Source organism: Psychrobacter sp. APC 3281 (assembly GCF_030407815.1).
Taxonomy (GTDB): Bacteria; Pseudomonadota; Gammaproteobacteria; order Pseudomonadales; family Moraxellaceae; genus Psychrobacter.
The window spans coordinates 24,269-42,662 of sequence record NZ_JASDCS010000014.1 but is presented as its reverse complement, the minus strand read 5'-3'; the positions used below and the strand labels follow the sequence as shown (position 1 = coordinate 42,662).

Here is an 18,394-nt window from a genome sequence, read left to right as displayed (position 1 = left end):
ACTACCTTAATATTATAAAAACAAACACTTATATGACTATGCAACTAGGACTACCTATATGAGCAATATCAAACAACTAACCCTACATCCTCGCCAGCTTAGCTTTAAGATGCTACGTGATATCTACGAGCAGCCTGTCGTATTGACGTTGCCTGAGAGCGCTTATGAGGCGATAGATGCCTCGCATGAAGATGTACGTACCATCATTGCGCGAGACAAAAGCGCTTATGGTATCAATACTGGTTTTGGCCTATTGGCAAAGACGCGTATCAGTGACGACCAGCTTGAGCTACTTCAGCGTAACCTGATCGTTTCTCACTCAGTGGGCACGGGTGAAGCTCTCCCTGCAGGCGTCGTACGACTAATTATGGTGATGAAAGTTGCCAGTCTGGCGCAAGGTGTCTCTGGTGTACGCCGCGAGGTAGTTGATAGTTTACTTGGCTTAATCAATAATCAAATCACACCCAATATCCCAGCCAAAGGTTCAGTTGGTGCATCTGGTGACCTAGCACCATTATCACATATGACGCTTGCGATGATGGGTGAAGGTGATGTGTTTGTCGCTGGCAAAAAAGTACTTGCTGCTGATGCTCTAGCGCAGCATGGACTTGAGCCTATTACTCTTGCAGCTAAAGAAGGCCTTGCACTGATCAACGGTACGCAAGTCTCAACCGCGCTAGCATTACGTGGTTATTTCTTAGCGCGTGATTTGCTTGAGACTGCGACCATTGTAGGCTCACTATCAATTGATGCTGCAAAAGGCTCGGATTCACCATTTGATGCGCGTATTCATGAAGTACGTGGTCATCATGGTCAAATCGAAATCGCCAAAGCACACCGTCAATTAATCAAAGGAAGTGCTATTCGTGCCTCACACGATGGCGAGCAAGACGATAGAGTTCAAGATCCTTACTGCTTACGCTGTCAGCCGCAGGTCATGGGTGCCTGCCTTGATATCATCAATCAAGCAGGGAAAACGCTGCTAATCGAATCTAATGCGGTGACAGACAACCCACTTATCTTTAATAACGAAGATGGCCCTGTTGCTATATCGGGTGGTAACTTCCATGCTGAGCCAGTCGCTTTTGCCGCTGATATTTTAGCCTTGGCAATCGCTGAGATTGGCTCTATGTCTGAGCGCCGTGTGGCCTTGCTAATCGATGCGACGCTATCAGGTGGCTTACCGCCATTTTTGGTTGATAATGCTGGGGTAAACTCAGGGTTTATGATTGCTCATGTGACCGCCGCAGCACTGGCGTCAGAAAACAAATCTATCGCCCATCCTGGTAGCGTCGATAGCATCCCGACTTCTGCCAACCAAGAAGATCATGTCTCAATGGCGACTTATTGCGCACGCCGCCTATACGAGATGGCACAAAACACTGCCACCATTATTGGTATTGAACTTCTGGCTGCTGGTCAAGGCATCGACTTCCATCGCGGATTAGACACCTCAGAGCCGTTGACAGTCGCGCATCAAAAACTACGTGAGCAAGTGACTTTCTATGACAAAGATCGCTACCTCGCCCCTGATATCGAAGCAGCCAAGCAGTTGGTATTAGACGGTACGCTTGCCGAACATTGGCAGTCACTACGCAGCGATTGGTACGAGTCTAAATAAAGATCAATAAGCGGAAAGCAGCGATGACAATAGCGAGAACAACAACACCGAATACCACACGTATTAGCCATACACCTGCTGATATGAGCCAGTGGACAGGACGTGCAGAGCCATTTGAGACTGCACGTGCCCGCTATTGGTATCAGCTTGCTCAGCCTTACGAGGCTCAACATATTGGGCTAATTGGCTTTGCCTGTGATCAAGGCGTCAGACGTAATCAAGGCCGCGTAGGTGCTAGAGCTGCTCCGCCATTGATTCGTCGAGCTTTTGCTACGCTGCCAGTCATCGCTGATTTACAACGATATTTCGATGGTCAGTTATCAACCTTATTGGGTGATGCAGGTGATATACATTGTCACGACGAGAATAGTTTTGCCGAGAGTACTCTTGAGCAAGCGCAGATCAAATATGCCGATGCAGTGAGCACTATCGTTAAGCAAGGCGGATTACCCATCGGGCTTGGTGGCGGTCATGCCATTGCTTATGGTAGCTTTTTGGGATTATGGCAAGCATTGGAAAATACCAGCAAAACAAATGCCACGCCTACTATCGGGATTATTAATTTCGATGCTCATCTTGATATTCGTCAGTCTGATGTAGCGACCTCTGGCACACCGTTTCGCCAAATTGCCGAGCATCTTGATGCAAACAGTCAGCCTTTTCACTATTGCTGTATTGGCGTCAGTCGATTCTCTAACACGGCGGCGCTTTTCGATCGTGCCGAGCAATTGGGCGTACAGGTCATTAGTGATGAAGACTGTCATTATCAGTCTTGGGATACACTTGCTGAGCAGGTCAAAAGCTTTTTAGATCAGGTCGATATCGTATATTTAACCATCGATATGGACTGCTTCCCTTCTAGCGTTGTCCCGGGTGTAAGCGCACCTGCTGCCTTTGGTATTGAGCTGGGTTTTGTTGAGCGTATGGTCAAAACAATCATGGCATCAGGCAAAGTAAAAATGGCAGACATTGCTGAGATTAATCCTACTATTGATATTGACAGTCGTAGCTGCAAAGTTGCTGCGCGCTTACTAGCGACTATTGTAGAGCAGCATTTAATTATCACTTAAACACATTAGCCTCCCAATAATTTAGGAGCATATTATGAATGAATCAAAGAACTCCGTATTGAAAAATCCTACAGAACAGATGCTAGACGAGTCTACTATGACATCATTTGACCATGTCATTATTAACGCTAATATTGCGACTTTTTCAGTGCAGCATGGTTTTGGTATTGAGACAAGTGATAATGTCGATAATCAAGCTGATAGTAACCCATATGGTCAGTTGCATCACGCGGCCATCGGTATTAAAAACGGCAAAATCGCTTGGGTTGGCACACAGGATCAGATCACTGCTCATTTGCCTAAATATCAAGCTAGCCAAATCACGGATGTAAATGATAAATGGATAACTCCCGGACTCATCGATTGCCATACGCATATCGTTTATGGTGGCAACCGTAGCAATGAGTTCGAAGCGCGATTGCAGGGCGTTAGTTATCAAGACATTGCTGCACAAGGCGGCGGTATCGTCGCGACGGTCATTGCTACCCGCGCCGCCAGTATTGAATCGCTATTTGCACAAAGTGAAAAACGTTTACTCGCACTTATAAAAGAAGGCGTTACCAGTATCGAAATTAAGTCTGGTTATGGCTTAGACTTAGACACTGAGCGCAAAATGCTCACGGTCGCTCGCCAACTGGGTGAAAAATACGACATTCATGTGAGTACCACTTATCTAGCAGCTCATGCCTTGCCACCTGAGTACAAAAATCGTGCAGATGACTATATTAAGCAAGTTTGCGAGTGGCTGCCAATTCTGCATTCAGAAGGCTTGGTTGATGCAGTAGATGGCTTTTGCGAAAACATCGCCTTTAGTACTGAGCAAATCAGACGAGTGTTTGAAGTGGCGCGCTCATTAGATCTACCAGTCAAACTGCACTCTGAGCAGCTGTCCGATATAGGTGGTAGTGCCTTAGTTGCTGAATATAAAGGTCTATCGAGCGATCATCTAGAGCATTTGTCAGAAGAAGACATCAAGAAAATGGCCGCTAGCAATACGGTTGCCGTGATATTGCCTGGGGCATTTTATACGCTACGTGACACCAAGTTGCCACCGATTGAGGCATTACGCAAGCATCAAGTTCCTATGGCAATTTCAACCGATTGTAACCCTGGCACCTCACCGTTAACGTCGCTTTTATTGACGATGAACATGGGCTGCACGCTGTTTTACCTCACACCTGAAGAAGTATTGGCAGGCTCAACCGTTTATGCAGCACAAGCGTTAGGGCTGTCAAACAAAGGAAAAGTGGAAGTGGGCTGCGATGCTGATTTAGCGCTATGGGATATCGCTCGTCCTGCTGACTTGGCCTATCAGATAGGGCTAAATCCTGTCCAAGGCATTATGGTTCAAGGACAATGGCGCGACACAATATAATCAACCTACCTTTGTTTATCTCAATTAGAAAGCCCCAGTCATTTAATGACTGGGGCTTTTTTTGGTAGAGAGGTTGCAAATTTTATGAAATTGAAGAAAAAAACCTTAATAACCTCACTTTAAATAGGGATTTACTATATCAATATTATTAGTAAGGATTTATAATACCCTTTTTTAAACAGGGTTATTTTTGGCTAACTATAGTTCATAAATAAAAATTAACAAACAGTATAGAGAAAGCGATATGCGTACAGATTCATTTCAGCAGATATTGGAAGACTTAAACAGTTCATCAGCAGATGTTGAAGCATCTGCGCTAATCTCTAACGATGGTCTTATGATTGCTTCAGCTCTACCAACCGGCGTGGATGAAGATCGCGTGGGTGCTATGTCAGCAGCATTATTATCATTAGGTGACCGTGCAGGACGCGAGTTGGCACGTGGTGGTATCGATCGCATTATGATTCAAGGCGAAAAAGGCTATGTGATCATGACCTCATCAGGCGATGAAGCAGTACTCACCATCATGGCAAAACCCAATGCCAAGCTTGGCTTGATATTCCTAGATATTAAGCGTGCCTCAGAAGCGTTGGCAAAGCTCATTTAATTGGCGACTGCTTATCGAATTTATTAGCTTTTAATTACTATAAACATAGTTGGTTCAATATAATTTGAATATAAGAAAACCGAGTGAAAGTACTACAAGTAGTAGGCTAAGCAAGGCTGACACCGTATCCAATTTATAGAGGATTGACGATATAACGATCAACGAAGGAGATGACCATGGGTTCTCCAATCCCTGATGCACACAAACCCGATATGCCTGCTGAGCAAATCACGATGACTTATCATGATGGCACCTCACGGACTGTCTATGATACTGGTATAGAGCGCCCCTACCCAGATGGCAAACTGATTGTCTCGCGTACCAATCTCGACGGTATCATCACTCACGTCAACGACTCCTTTGTCGAAATCAGTGGCTATCATGTAGATGAATTGATTGGCCAACAGCACTATATTTTGCGTCATCCTGATATGCCAAAAGCCGCCTATAAAGACTTATGGAGTACTGCTGAGTCTGGACAAAAATGGCATGGCTATGTCAAAAACTTATGCAAAGACGGCAGTCATTATTGGGTCTATGCCACTGTGGTGCCTAACGTGCGGCGCGGCGAAACCGTCGGCTACACCTCGGTACGACGCAAACCATCACGCAGCAAAATTGAGGCAGCGATGACTCAATATGCCCAAATGAAACAAGATGAGGAAGGCTAAGTCATGACGACACATAATATGTTAATCGCCCCTGATTTTTCGCCTGACCGCTTTGCAGGCTGGCACATGTTCAACACCTTGATTCAAAAACGTGCCAACTTAAACATGCATCTTAATATCCCTGCCTCTCACGCTGAGCAAGAGCAGGTCATTGATGTTGGTGACATTCAAATCATTTATGCCAACCCTTTTGATGCAGCCACTCTCATCCGAGAGCAAGGCTATCGAGCCATTGCCCGACCTATCGGCAAGTCTGATGAGATGGTCATTGCAGCAGCAGCCAATAGCGCTATTAGCCGTTTGGAAGACATTCAAGCAGGGGCTACTGTCGCGATGGCTGACAACCGAGATGTCAAACTGATTGGCTTGCGATTGCTAGAAGCCGTCGATATAGAAGCGTCTGATCTCAACTGGGATGTGACCGAGACCTATCAAGCGGCTGCCCGAAAAGTCATTAAAGGTGAAGCCCAAGTCGCGTTCTTTTTGGCAGAGATTTTTCATAGCTTTTCACGCTTGACCAAGACTCAGCTATCGATACTTATCGAAAGTGACTTGGCTGATATCAGTCATGTGTTACTAGTCAAAGAAGACTTTCCCGATGCACAAATCTTTCTAGAAGCCATCCTCAATTTGCACAACGATGCAGATGGTAAAGAAGCATTGGCTGAGCTTGGCATGCCTCAAGGATTTGAGCCAATGAGCGAAGAAGATGCCGAATTTATGATTGATTTGATGCAGACATTATTGGATTAGTCGCTCAATCATTATATTGATATCAAGCGCTATTTCTCTGGATTACATCATCGTTTGTCGTATGACATCATTATCACTGAAGCAAGCACCGTCGTAATAATAGCGATGACAGGAGGGTATTATTATGTCTGATTCAGACCTGATCAAAGAAAATGAAAGAGTCGCGCACCGAGTATTTCGGTTTTACTCTCGTAAAGTATTTTTGGCACCCAACAACCGTCACTTTCATGAGCAGCGTATCAATGCAGCGTTACTGTTGACGGAGAAAGAGCCGTTACAAGGTGCTGTAGCGGACTTTTTTTATGGGTGCTGGTTTGATATCCCATATGATGTAAACAACCTATTTACTCGTATCAAAGATCGTTTGTATCCTCATGTCCAGCAAGGCTTTCGCGATTGCATTGATAAGAAAAGATACATTCAGCGCAATAGTATGTTGGCCACTCGTTGGAGTGTGCTGATATCCCCTTCTCTCAATGAGCAAAAGCAACGGCTGCGTATCAGCAGCGACGATGCCCGAGAAATCGCTAAAGACATCACCACTGAGCTGATGCAAGCGCGTGAGGACGAAGACTGGGGTACGATTGAGCAAATCGAAAATGAGTTTTTTGCCCATTGTACTGCGCGCAATGATCGTCTCGCATTTTCGTTGGTATGGTTTCGCTTGGGTAGAAGTGATTGGCAGTTCGATGCGCGTTGGGACAATTGCCAACAACATCTCGATCAAACTATAGTCAAATCCATATAAATCCGCTACATCGTCATCCTCGCTAAGCATACTAATGTATAACTTACGCTCGGTTTCCTTGTATCGAAATTATTTGAACTCAACGATATGAAAGCCTAATTCGTCACTTATTAATCACTTTTATCATAATGGTAGTTACTATGTCTTCTTACTTAAATGCTGATAAAACCTATCTTACTCTGACGCCAGCTGGTATTTTTGAAGCGTTTTCACAGAACGAACCGACTGATGAGCAGCTAGCATTACAGGATTTGCTGTCTTATGATCAGACGCTGCTTGCTGCTGACTGGCTTCAGCGTTATTCTGATGACTGGCTACAGAGTTTTATAGAACAAGGCTGGATTGAAAAGCTGTCACTGTTTTTACCAGCACCTAACTTACCATTGGACCAGTTTTTGCCTTATGTCGTGGCGAGCTTGTCTGGTAAACGCCGTGCCGCGATCGGCTCTGATGAAGGGTTTTGTTTAGCGCGAGTTGGCTATAGTCAAGAAGAAGCGGACATGCTCAGTGTCGCCGCCGCTGATTTTTCAGGCTTTATGCTTCGCCAAAAGCAACGTGGATGGGCAGTAGAGAGTCAGGCAATCTCGTTTTTTCAGCAGGTTGACCTACTCATTCCTGAGACCAGCTTTGTGTTTTTATGGATAGATAATGCAGGCTACGTTCTCATCATCGATGGCGAACCTTTGACCAATAGTCGGGCTTTTGTCGAGCTGGTATGGGCACTTAAAACGTCTGGATTGAGATTTCTTAACTAAGGAGGTTTCTTAACTGATTTAACTCGCTTAATTCATTCCACTGTATCGACTGATATGATGCCTAATCTCAATCTTTTACGCGAGCATAAGCAGTGCGCTTAGCTAAAATCAAGCGCACCGCTTATTCTCATATAAATCTTTTTCGTACCATTTTTATCTATATCACTCTTTAATATCAGCCAACTCTACGCAGCAATAACAATACTCTCAGAATTAACAATAACTTGTGAGAATTTAGGTCATACTCTCCTCACATACTTAAGTATTTTCTTGCCACGACTTAAGTTGCCACAAATCTCTAATCATTCAAACATCTATACCGCTTCCAACATTTTAATTATCTTTTTCAACGTTGTACCCTACCGAAATCGGCAACCCCTGCCAAACCTTGCATTCTTGCTTATTTTTTAGGACAGTTTATGACTTCGCTGACCACTGTGCGCGTGCGTTATCAAACGATTGAAATTGGCAACACCGACATTCATATTTGTACACTACGTGACAATCAACAATTTAGTGACCCTGATGACGAAGCGTTAAAACTTGGCATTTGCTCCGCTTCTTGGCCGATGTTTGGGGTGATATGGCCGTCAAGCTTGGTGCTGGCCAATCATATGCTTGATTACGATATTGCAGGCAAACGTATCTTGGAAGTTGGCTGCGGTATGGCGCTATCTAGTCTGCTACTGAATCATAGGCATGCGGACATCACAGCGACTGACTATCATCCAACGGTTGAGTATTTCCTTGATAGGAATACCACGCTGAATAATAACAAAGAGATTAATTTTGAGCGTTTAGATTGGGCAGAGGACAATAGCCATCTTGGTAAGTTTGATATGATTATCGGTAGTGACCTACTCTATGAAGACCAACACATTGACATATTAGCCGAGTTCATTGACCGTCATGCTATGCCGACTTGCGAGGTCATCGTGGTCGATCCTGGTCGCGGTCGCAAAAACAAGCTAACCAATAAGATGACTGAGTTTGGCTTTAGTAGTAAGCATGTAAAACCTGAAAATACGACTTATCTAGACTTACCATTTAAAGGGCATATTCTGACGTTTTCGCGTGATAATAGTAGCCAAACAGAGTAAAAGCCAGCCGTCAATGCAATTAAGTAAGCACAGTATCCTGCCATTGCTGCCGAGTTATTTTGTACAGCACATGCTCAGCGAGCCGATGATTAGACTCAAGCATAGGGTGAAAAAAATCCTTCTGTGTATTGGTCATACCAAGGCGCTCCATAACCAGTTGTGAGCGCTTATTAATGACTGCTGTAAATGAAACTACTTCCTCAATCCCTAGCTCAACAAAGGCAAAATTCAGAGATGCTCGGGCAGCTTCAGTCGCATACCCTAATCCCCAATAGTCATTATGTAGCCGCCAAGCAATCTCGACAGCAGGAGAAAATGGCATGTCGGCATGCGCATGATTTAACCCAACCATACCAATAAAAGTATCTGTCTCTTTTAGACTCACCGCCCAAAAACCCCACCCATTATCATCAATCAGTGACTGGCATTTTTTGGCGATAGTATTACTCATCGAAGCAGTTAATAATTTAGGAAAGTATTCCATTACTTCAGGGTTAGCGTTCATCTCAGCGAATGGCGCAAAGTCGCTCGCTTGCCATTGTCTAAGGTACAGTCGTTCGGTTTCTATCGTATTTATAATTTTATTCTCTCGCATTTCGTTGTTCAAAATGAATACTGTTCAAAATCAATTAAATTAATCAGGTTAGCTATCAAGCCAGCCTTGTTGTTTGGCAAATGCTAGTTGCTCGGGCGTATCAATATCGTAGCTAATTTGGTCATTACCGACCTCACTTATTTGATCAGCGGGCAATCCTCTAATGAGGTGACGAAGCCCTTTATCTCCTATCAATTCTGACTGCCACTGTCTCAGCAGTTTATAATTAATTGCTAAAGGTAGACCCATGATATCAGATACCGTTTTATCTCGATTTTGATGTTTCGCTAAACGTCGCCAATTGTGATAGCGACTAGCCACTACCGTCTGCTTGCCCGCTAGCAAAGCCGTTAAATGTGGCTCATCTAATAATACTTGATCGACTCCCATGATTAGCACTCGTTCGATTGAAGTCGATTTAAAATCAGCAATTGTCTCAATACCCAGACTCAAACTATGCGCCATACCAGTATTAGCTTGCGAGTTCACCACTATTTGAACCGTTGGATATTGATTGGCCAACTCTGTCATCATACTAGCAAGCAAATGATAATTATCAGGAATGACAATGACAATAACTTGCGGATTGGTCGTTATTGCCAGTCGAGTCATATAAGTAATCAATGGCTCGCCACTCTTAACGAGTAGCTGCTTGGGTTGGCCAAGACGCTGGCTGAGGCCACTTGCTAAGATGATGACCGCATGGTTTTGGCTCTGCTGTTCCGTACTTTCTGTATGTTCAGCACCTTCTGTAAATGCACGCTTACTCATACGCCACTCTGGACAGTATTGGCATCTATATCACTACTCACCGCTGAGATATTTGAGAGATTACTTTGTGAACCATTTACTGAAGCGTTTTGATCGTGCATGACCGCATTAATCTCTGCCATGATACCGAGCGCAAGTGCCTCAGGGCCATCTCCGCCCAGCTTATAACCAATCGGATAATGTAATTTATGAATGCCCGCTTCTAACATAGCAGGATTGCTAAGGTTCACTCTAATCTCATTAATCAAGCGTTCGGTACGATAGCGCGGCCCTAATTGTCCTAAGTATTTATAATTGTTTGAATGCTCGAGCAGTACAGCTAGGCGCGCGCGATCTTGACTTAAGCTGTGTGACATCAGAGCAACTGCTGCGTTGTTACTAAGCTCAAGCAAAGTCTCACTGTCCTCTAAAGATAGCGACATCACAGCGTCTGCTTGAGGAAACCGCATACGCGTCGCATATTGCGCGCGGCTATCTATAACTGTCACATGCCAATCTTGTAGCTTGGCCATGGTCACCAGTGGCATCACGTCATTACCTGCACCGCAAACCAATAGACGCAATTGTGGTTGCAGGCGTTGCACAAGCCACTCTGTATTTACGTCGCCGTTTTCTACTATCACATATTCGGCATTTTTATCAGACAGCTTATGTTGTGCTAATTCTTCTACAGTATTGGCAAGTATGCTTGAAAGAGCTGTTTTTCCTAGTGCAGAAACGCTTCCCAAACTACGGTATTCATCTAAATTAATACGTATCCCAATTTGCAAATTATCACTGTTTTGCGATATGGAATCTTGATGCTGATAGTCGTTAGCACGAATTAAAGTCGCTACAGTAATCGGCTGCTGAGTACGTCGAACATTACGGATGGTCTCTAACAATGGCGTTGCTGTCGTTAGTCGCTCAAACAATACATGCACTCGCCCATTACAGCCCAATCCAAAATTTAGCTCATCAAAGTCCGCGTCATCTAAATCATCATCTAAATCGCTATCTGGCTCATCATATATATCAGAGTTAGTTCGCTTCACACCTGCTTGCGCTTGGCCATCGTCAGCATATTGAATGTCATCACCCGTCTGATAAACTTGCACATTGGCACCGTTACGAGTAAGCCAAAAGGCACGTTTGATAATATGCGGCTCCAAGCAGCCACCACTAATCATCCCAACTGAGCGACCATCCTCACAGATAAGCATCATCGCGCCAGCACGGCGATATGCTGAGCCTTCAGTACGTACAACCGTTGCCAATACAGCGTCAATACCTTGTTGCTTAGCTTTGATTGCCAGATTAAGAATGTCAGCGACCTGATTCATAACGCCTCTTATTTGGTAGTTATTTTCTTGATAATGACGAAATATACTGCTGATTGAGTTATAAAAACCCGCTCATTAAGCGGGTTCCTGTCGTACATATGGCTTAAAAAATTACTCTGGCATCTCGTAAAGCAGCTTATCAAGCGTAATCGGAAAATCATAAACACGTACGCCGACGGCATTGTAAACAGCGTTAGCAATTGCAGCGGCAGCACCAGCAATAGCAGTCTCACCAATACCCTTGATATGCATTGGGTTGGTATAAGGATCATCCTCTTCGACCAATATCACATCTAACTGCGGTACGTCGGCATTGACTGGCACATGATACTCAGCGAGGTCATGGTTACATAGGCGACCGTCACGTTTATCATGGATGACCTCTTCCATTAACGCTGAACCAATACCAAATACCATACCGCCATAGCATTGCGAAGTCGCTGTTTTATGGTTAAGAATACGACCTGCGGCAAATGCGCCTGTCATGCGTTTTACTCGGATCTCACCCGTGACTTTATGCACGGCCACTTCAGCGAAGTTTGCACCAAAAGAAGACTGACGATACTTTTTATCATTTTTACCTGGCTTTATCTGTCCTTTGGCACTGACTTTTTGTTCCTCATAGCCTGCGATCACGTCAGCAAGCGCATATGATTCTGTATTGTCAAAATTATATTTTTCTGATTCTGACTGTTCTTCTAATACATTCTCTGAAAATGAAACTCCTGTAGTTTTTGATATTTTATCAATAGTACTATCAGCGAACGCTTGACCGTTCTCTTTGGCTGCCTCTACCGTTGTTAAATTGTGCTTACCTACTTGCTTAATTTGACCATTATCTAGCTGAATCGTATCAGGGTATAGACCGACTTTTGCTGCTAGCATCTCACGCAACTGCTCACAAGCAAGGTAGACACCACTCCCTGCACTCGCTGCGCCCCAGCTACCACCAGAACCTGATGCAGGTGGCAAGGCACTATCACCCAGTTTCATCTCAATATGGTCAATAGGTAGTCCTAACAGGTCTGCTGCTACCTGAGAAAACACTGTATAAGACCCAGTACCAATATCCGTCATGTCTGTCTCGATAATTGCTTTGACACCAAGCGCTTTTGACTTATCGATTTGCAGCGTTGCTCGCGCTTCAGAAGACTGTAACTGATTACCACGTGCGGCAGCAGCCATGCCCGTTCCTATCCACCAGTCGCCTTCTAACTGACTGGCAGGCTTTGTGTTACGCTGACTCCAACCAAACTGCTCAGCACCTTGCTCCATACAGGCAATTAGCTGGCGCGTCGAAAATGGAATGTCTTTACTAGGGTCTTTTTCGGGTTCATTACGGCGGCGCAGCTCTATAGGATCAAGGTCCAATTGCGCAGCCAATTCATCCATTGCACATTCAACAGCAATCATACCGACCGCTTCGCCAGGTGCACGCATTGAGCCTGACAATACTTGGTTCATGTCGACCATTTCATAATTTACACGGCGGTTTTTACCACTGTATAGATAGTGCGTAGACAAGGCAGTTGGCTCAAAGAACGCCTCGTCTGGCAAATTACTAGAAATGGTATCGTGAATCAACGTATCGATAACGCCATCCTTATCGCAGCCAATCGCAATGCGCTGACGAGTATTTGAGCGTCTGACTGTCGCTTCCATCACTTGTGGACGCGTCATGGTAATCAATACCGGACGTCCAAGCTCTTTTGAAGCGATAGCAGCGGCAATAGACTCAGGCGCAATGCCAAGCTTACTACCAAACCCGCCACCAACATAGTGCGCGATTAGCTGAACTTGATCTTTATTTAAGTCTAGCGCATCCATCACTTGCTGCTTACAAGACGCCAGCATTTGATTGGCCGTATAAAGAACGAGCTTATCGCCTTCCCAATGTGCCAATGTCGCATGTGGCTCCATCGCTGAGCTGTTTTGACTTGGCGTATGATAAAAGCGATCTAGTGTTACTTCAGCATCAGCCAATCCTTGCTCAGGATCGCCTTGAACATAATTTTTATCAGAGCCTTTTTTCTCATCGACTGCATGGGCGTTAGACAACTCTTTGGTAAAATTCAATGCCGCTTGGTCAGTCTCATCTTTATAAGTGACTTTAAGCGCATTTGCCCCTTCTGTTGCTGCTTCAAAGGTTTCAGCGATGACCACCGCAATAGGCTGACCATGATAAAAAATCTCAGTTGCTCCCTGCTTTGGCGCTTTTTTTAGTCCACCTTGCTGAGAATTACGCAAGAAGTGCTTAGGGTCTGTCACGACCTTGATAATATTAGGAATGCCGTCTAAAGAACTACTATCGATATTCTGGACTTGCCCTTTAGCAATGGTCGCACCGACCAAGACACCGTACGCTTTATTGTCTAAATGGATCTCAGCACTATAAGGCGCTTGACCACTAACCTTTAGCGAGCCGTCAACACGGTTGATTGGCTTACCGACTAGTTTGCTCGCTGTTGTGCTAAACAAAGACTCAACAGGCTCATCCATGGTCATTTTTTTGGTCGGTTCTGACTGAGTGATTGATTCAAATAATGACATGATTATGCTCCCTCGCCCGCTAGTGCGCGCTGAATGACTTGTTTTAGTAGGCGACGCGTCAACGGTATCTTAAAGTCATTTTGACCATTACCTTTAGCATCATTCAATAATAGATCGGCAGCTTGCGCGATAACGTCATTATTGCCATCGGTACCCGTCAACAGTGCCTCAACCGCTTCGTTACGCCATGGCTCCGTACCGATACCACCAAATGCCAATCGTACCGTCTTTAGATTACCGCTATCATCAGCGTCTATTACTGCGGCACAGGATACGAGTGCAAAGGCATAAGAGGCACGATCGCGCACTTTGTCATAGGTGTGCATGCCTTTGATAGGCGCAGGTAATACAACATGAGTAATTAACTCGCCTGCCTCTAATACGTTTTCGATATGCGGCGTATCTTTTGGTAAGCAATAAAAGTCTTTCACATTGATAGTACGAGTCGAGCCGTCCGCTTTGACTGTCTCGATAGTGGCATCCAGTAAGCGCATCGCCACTGCCATGTCAGATGGGTGCTGAGCGATACAGGCATCGCTCGTACCTAAAATAGCCAGCGTACGGTTCTCGCCATTAATAGCAGGACAACCTGTGCCCGGTTCACGTTTATTACAAGCGCTGTCTGTCTGATAAAAATAATAACAACGGGTGCGCTGTAAGAAATTACCGCCAGTCGTTGCTTTATTACGCAGCTGACCAGTCGCCCCTGCCAAAATCGCTCGGGACAATACTGGATAATTGGCAATAACTTCAGGATACGCCGCCAAATCGCTATTGGTCACAAGCGTACCGATGCGCAAACCTCCGTCGGCAGTGGGTTCAACCTGCTCTAATTCTAAACGGGTAATATCAACCAATTTAATTGGCGTCTCAATCTCCAATTTCATCAGATCTAATAAGTTAGTACCGCCTGCGATAAAAGACGCATCCTCAGTACTGGCGGATATTGCCGCTTGCTCTGGTGCATCAGCACGACTGTATTCGAAGCGTTTCATGAGCGGCCTCCTGTTGTAGTAGTTGCTGTCTTGTTATTCGCTGAGGTCTTACCAAGTTGCGCCTCGCTCGGTGGCGGTGACCAGATACCTGTGACACTTGAGTTTTGCACTGTATTGTCTGCTGCTTGAATACTAGACTCTAGTATTTGACTATCTGATACCTGACTCTCAAGCACTTGTGAAATGGCTTTGATAATATTTGGATAAGCTGAGCAGCGACAGATATTACCGCTCATGCGCTCAGCAATTTCTTGTACAAGGAGACCATCAGGGTTTTGCAGATCTGTGCTGACATGGCTTGGCCAGTTTTGCTTTACTTCTTCTATCAAGGCGGTAGCTGAGCAAATCTGACCTGGCGTGCAATATCCGCATTGAAAGGCATCATTGTCTTTAAATGCTTGCTGTAATGCCGATAGTGACTCTGGCATTCCGATGCCTTCAATTGTTGTGATGTCATCACCATCATGCATAACGGCGAGCGTCAGACAAGAATTAACCCGTCGTCCATTGATGAGCATGGTACATGCCCCACATTGACCGTGGTCGCAGCCTTTTTTGGGTCCAGTAATTTGTAGGTTCTGACGACAGACGTCGAGCAGTGTCGTACGGGCGTCAAGATTTTCAAGCTGATAATCTTGCTTGTTGATTGTTAAGGTCAAAGTAGACATGCTGGCTTCTCGCTGGCAGATGAATATAATGGAATGGTGAAATACGCTTCAAAATGACAACGTTAATAAATTTATTATGACGTATGAAAACAGTTGTTTTGTTTTTACTTTGTAGGGATTCCAGTGTAGTTTCTAATCTGCGAGAGTATCGAAATGTTAGCGCTGCTAATAGGTGGTATATTTTTTATCCTCAGTTTTTAACGTTATTTCAAAGTAAATCTCGATAAAAAAAGCCCCATAAACAGTCAGTTTATGTGGCTCTTAAATAGACTTTTTACATATAGTATTTAGTAAATATGTCTATTAAAAATGTTCTTTGCTTAGATAATAAATGGCTAGGCTTTCGTGATAATCGTTTCTTCATCAAAACGTGATTTTGGCAGCTCAGCGTTAAAGTCATCTTTACTACGATAACCGAGCGACACGACCGCCACAGCGGTGTAGCCCTTACTACGTAAATCAAACTCTTCATCAAGTGCTTTCAAATCCGCCCCTTCCATCGGCACCGCATCAATACCCAAAGTTGCAGCCCCTAGTAGCAAAGCGCCCATATTAAGATACAATTGCTCTATCAACCAATGTGGCTCGTCCTTTTGCTCATAACGACGAATGTCCAAAAACATTTTACGCGTCTGATGCATTTGCTCTTTAAATTTTGGCTCTGCGAAACGACCATCTGCATCTTCTTTTTCTAAGATGTCATCCAAAAATTCATCATCGGCATAGACACGGCTACAGAATACAATGACGTGCGAGGCACCTTTTACTTTGGCATCGTTGAACTCGTACATGCCCTCCGTGCCTTTTGCGATTCGGGCTTTACCAGCTTCATCATCAGCAATGACAAAATGCCAAGGCTGAATGTTGGTACTCGAAGGACTGAGGCGCAAAATATCCTTTAGACTTTGGAAATCTTCTGTTGATATTTTCTTATCGGTATCAAATTCTTTTGTGCTATAGCGCCAGTTCATCGCTTCAGTAATATTTTTCATCTGTGACTCCATTATTGATATTAATTTTTTATTCTTTATTAGAATTTTTATTCTTCGATTATCATTTCAACGAAGCTACTTTAAATAAAAAGCTATTTTATGACCATGCCTGCTTGGTTAAGTATTCGTAGGTTTTGTTATGACTGAGTCAGCGTATTGCAAAAACGCCTACTTTCTTATTAGTAATGGTTACAATTACGCTACCGAATTGGCGACGCCGACTGCGCAGACTACATTGTAATCACTTAGTCATTCTCTTAGTATGAACTGACTTGATATATGGTAACTAGTTATAGTTGTTTGATAACTAGGTATATCTGCTTGATTCCAACTGATATGCCACTATCTATACATCCCAAACAAAACATACATAATAATACCCGTGAGGAAATATGAGCACATCAGAACAACCACTCCGAATAGATATCGTCTCAGACGTCGTCTGCCCTTGGTGCGTCATCGGCTATCGTCAATTGGCAGCAGCACTTGAACAAACCAATACCGCTCACACTATCCACTGGCATCCGTTTGAGCTAAACCCAAACATGCCAAGCGAAGGACAAAACCTACGTGAGCATATTATTGAAAAGTACGGTTCTACTAAACAAGAATCAGATGCTAGCCGAATCAGAATGACTGAAGCTGGACAGGAAGTTGGCTTTGAATTCAATTTCAATGATGACACACGTATGCACAACACCTTTAACTTGCATCAGCTGCTACATTTCGCTGATCAACAAGGCTGCATGCATGAGCTAAAGCAAGCCTTGTTTGCCGCGCATTTCACCAATAACAGAGATATCTCAGATATCAATGTGCTTGCCGATATTGCAGCAGAGACTGGGCTTGATCGTAGTGAATCGTTAGCAGTGTTAGAAGGTCAGTTCTTTGCAAAAGAAGTACGAGCAGAAGAACAGCATTGGCAACAGCAAGGCATCCAAAGTGTACCAGCGATTATCTTTAATGAGCGTCATCTGGTCAGCGGGGCTCAAGGGGTCGAAAACTACATCAGTATCTTAGAGCAATTGGCCAGCATGACTGAGTAAACCATACGACGTTATAAAAATGTCATTCTATATAAGGATACTTTATGTCTTCTGAACGCTTTCCCTCGATTATTGTGTTTGACGTCAATGAAACATTGCTCGATATCGACACGCTAACGCCTTTATTCACCCGCGTCTTTGGCAAGCAAAGAGTGCTGCGAGAATGGTTCGCTCAGCTGGTACTGTACTCGCAGACCATGACGTTATCCGGTCTCTATACGCCTTTTGGTGAGCTCGGCGTTGGTGCATTGCAAATGGTTGCTGATATCAGACAAGTAACTTTGACAGACGACGATATCAATGAGTTCAAAGAAAGAATGAGCGCGTTGCCTGCCCATCCTGATGCAGCGCCAGCACTGACTCGTTTGCGCGATGCAGGGTTTCGACTGGTCACGCTGACCAATTCAGCAAGCAGTGCGTCTCCAACGCCATTAGAAAAAGCAGGTCTCAGTCAGTACTTTGAGCAGCACTTTAGTATTGAGACTGTTGGCAAGTTCAAGCCAGCACCTGATACTTATCAATTGGTGGCTGATACGCTAGCTGTTGACACATCGGACTTATGCCTTGTCGCCTGTCATCTCTGGGATACTATAGGCGCACAAGCGGCTGGTTGTCGCGGTGCATTTTTGACCCGTCCCTATAATGCGATGCTGAACGCGCCCAATGTACCAGTTCCTGATTTGACTGCATCAGATTTATCGATACTAGCGGATCTAATCATTAGTAAAAAAGGTGCTTGAGACTTTCAATCACTA

The 18,394-nt window shown here is 44.4% G+C and carries 18 protein-coding genes; 11 read left to right on the top strand and 7 right to left on the bottom strand.

All coding sequences use genetic code 11. The features are described from left to right. Window positions 1-58 precede the first annotated feature (58 nt). The 9 genes from hutH to QL886_RS12320 all read left to right on the top strand — a co-directional run bounded on the left by hutH (window position 59) and on the right by QL886_RS12320 (window position 8,700). Window positions 59-1,621, top strand: a complete 1,563-nt coding sequence (hutH, locus tag QL886_RS12360; RefSeq protein ID WP_290178950.1) for a histidine ammonia-lyase — start codon at window positions 59-61, stop codon at window positions 1,619-1,621. Window positions 1,622-1,644: 23 nt separating this feature from the next. Next, entirely contained in the window at window positions 1,645-2,691 is a 1,047-nt protein-coding gene (gene hutG, locus QL886_RS12355) for a formimidoylglutamase (protein ID WP_290178948.1), read from the top strand. 79 nt (window positions 2,692-2,770) lie between these two features. Beyond that, on the top strand, window positions 2,771-4,066 hold the full coding sequence (hutI, locus tag QL886_RS12350) for an imidazolonepropionase (RefSeq protein WP_290178965.1): 1,296 nt from the start codon (window positions 2,771-2,773) through the stop codon (window positions 4,064-4,066). A 244-nt stretch (window positions 4,067-4,310) separates the two neighbouring features. Further along, window positions 4,311-4,673, top strand: coding sequence for a roadblock/LC7 domain-containing protein (locus tag QL886_RS12345; RefSeq protein ID WP_179797756.1), 363 nt, complete (start codon window positions 4,311-4,313; stop codon window positions 4,671-4,673). Window positions 4,674-4,849: 176 nt separating this feature from the next. After that, window positions 4,850-5,344 carry a PAS domain-containing protein gene (locus QL886_RS12340; RefSeq protein WP_290178947.1) on the top strand — a complete coding sequence of 165 codons (495 nt, stop codon included), beginning with the start codon at window positions 4,850-4,852 and terminating at the stop codon, window positions 5,342-5,344. Between the two features lie 3 nt (window positions 5,345-5,347). Further along, window positions 5,348-6,097: a PhnD/SsuA/transferrin family substrate-binding protein gene (locus QL886_RS12335; RefSeq protein WP_290178945.1), complete on the top strand. Its 750-nt coding sequence runs from the start codon at window positions 5,348-5,350 to the stop codon at window positions 6,095-6,097. Window positions 6,098-6,221: 124 nt separating this feature from the next. Continuing rightward, a complete protein-coding gene (locus QL886_RS12330) occupies window positions 6,222-6,845 on the top strand; it encodes a hypothetical protein (protein WP_102090408.1) in 624 nt (207 codons plus the stop codon). Window positions 6,846-6,985: 140 nt separating this feature from the next. Continuing rightward, window positions 6,986-7,600, top strand: coding sequence for a hypothetical protein (locus tag QL886_RS12325; protein WP_201548176.1), 615 nt, complete (start codon window positions 6,986-6,988; stop codon window positions 7,598-7,600). Between the two features lie 419 nt (window positions 7,601-8,019). Then, window positions 8,020-8,700: a histidine kinase gene (locus QL886_RS12320; RefSeq protein ID WP_201607575.1), complete on the top strand. Its 681-nt coding sequence runs from the start codon at window positions 8,020-8,022 to the stop codon at window positions 8,698-8,700. Between the two features lie 19 nt (window positions 8,701-8,719). On the opposite strand, the gene QL886_RS12315 is transcribed toward QL886_RS12320, so the two are convergent. From QL886_RS12315 to nfsB, 7 genes are all read right to left on the bottom strand, one after another. After that, on the bottom strand, window positions 8,720-9,295 hold the full coding sequence (locus QL886_RS12315) for a GNAT family N-acetyltransferase (RefSeq protein ID WP_290178943.1): 576 nt from the start codon (window positions 9,293-9,295) through the stop codon (window positions 8,720-8,722). 48 nt (window positions 9,296-9,343) lie between these two features. Next, the gene (locus QL886_RS12310; protein ID WP_290178941.1) at window positions 9,344-10,066 is read right to left on the bottom strand and encodes a nucleotidyltransferase family protein; all 723 of its coding nucleotides are present in this window, start codon (window positions 10,064-10,066) and stop codon (window positions 9,344-9,346) included. Next, window positions 10,063-11,388 (bottom strand): XdhC/CoxI family protein, encoded by a 1,326-nt coding sequence (locus QL886_RS12305; protein ID WP_290178939.1) that lies wholly within the window; start codon window positions 11,386-11,388, stop codon window positions 10,063-10,065. The genes QL886_RS12310 and QL886_RS12305 overlap by 4 nt, the downstream gene beginning before the upstream one ends. Window positions 11,389-11,499: 111 nt before the next feature. Then, complete coding sequence (locus QL886_RS12300; RefSeq protein ID WP_290178938.1) at window positions 11,500-13,938, bottom strand: xanthine dehydrogenase family protein molybdopterin-binding subunit; 2,439 nt, start codon at window positions 13,936-13,938, stop codon at window positions 11,500-11,502. A 2-nt stretch (window positions 13,939-13,940) separates the two neighbouring features. Beyond that, entirely contained in the window at window positions 13,941-14,933 is a 993-nt protein-coding gene (locus QL886_RS12295; protein WP_290178937.1) for a xanthine dehydrogenase family protein subunit M, read from the bottom strand. Next, the gene (locus QL886_RS12290; RefSeq protein WP_290178935.1) at window positions 14,930-15,601 is read right to left on the bottom strand and encodes a 2Fe-2S iron-sulfur cluster-binding protein; all 672 of its coding nucleotides are present in this window, start codon (window positions 15,599-15,601) and stop codon (window positions 14,930-14,932) included. Before QL886_RS12290 ends, QL886_RS12295 begins: the two co-directional genes overlap by 4 nt. Window positions 15,602-15,936: 335 nt before the next feature. Then, a complete protein-coding gene (nfsB, locus tag QL886_RS12285; protein WP_290178934.1) occupies window positions 15,937-16,593 on the bottom strand; it encodes an oxygen-insensitive NAD(P)H nitroreductase in 657 nt (218 codons plus the stop codon). Between the two features lie 392 nt (window positions 16,594-16,985). On the opposite strand from nfsB, the gene QL886_RS12280 reads away from it, so the two are divergent. Together QL886_RS12280 and QL886_RS12275 are read left to right on the top strand one after the other, a co-directional pair. Beyond that, entirely contained in the window at window positions 16,986-17,639 is a 654-nt protein-coding gene (locus QL886_RS12280; protein WP_290178932.1) for a DsbA family oxidoreductase, read from the top strand. A 44-nt stretch (window positions 17,640-17,683) separates the two neighbouring features. Further along, the gene (locus QL886_RS12275) at window positions 17,684-18,379 is read left to right on the top strand and encodes a haloacid dehalogenase type II (RefSeq protein WP_290178930.1); all 696 of its coding nucleotides are present in this window, start codon (window positions 17,684-17,686) and stop codon (window positions 18,377-18,379) included. The last annotated feature ends 15 nt before the right edge of the window (window positions 18,380-18,394 follow it).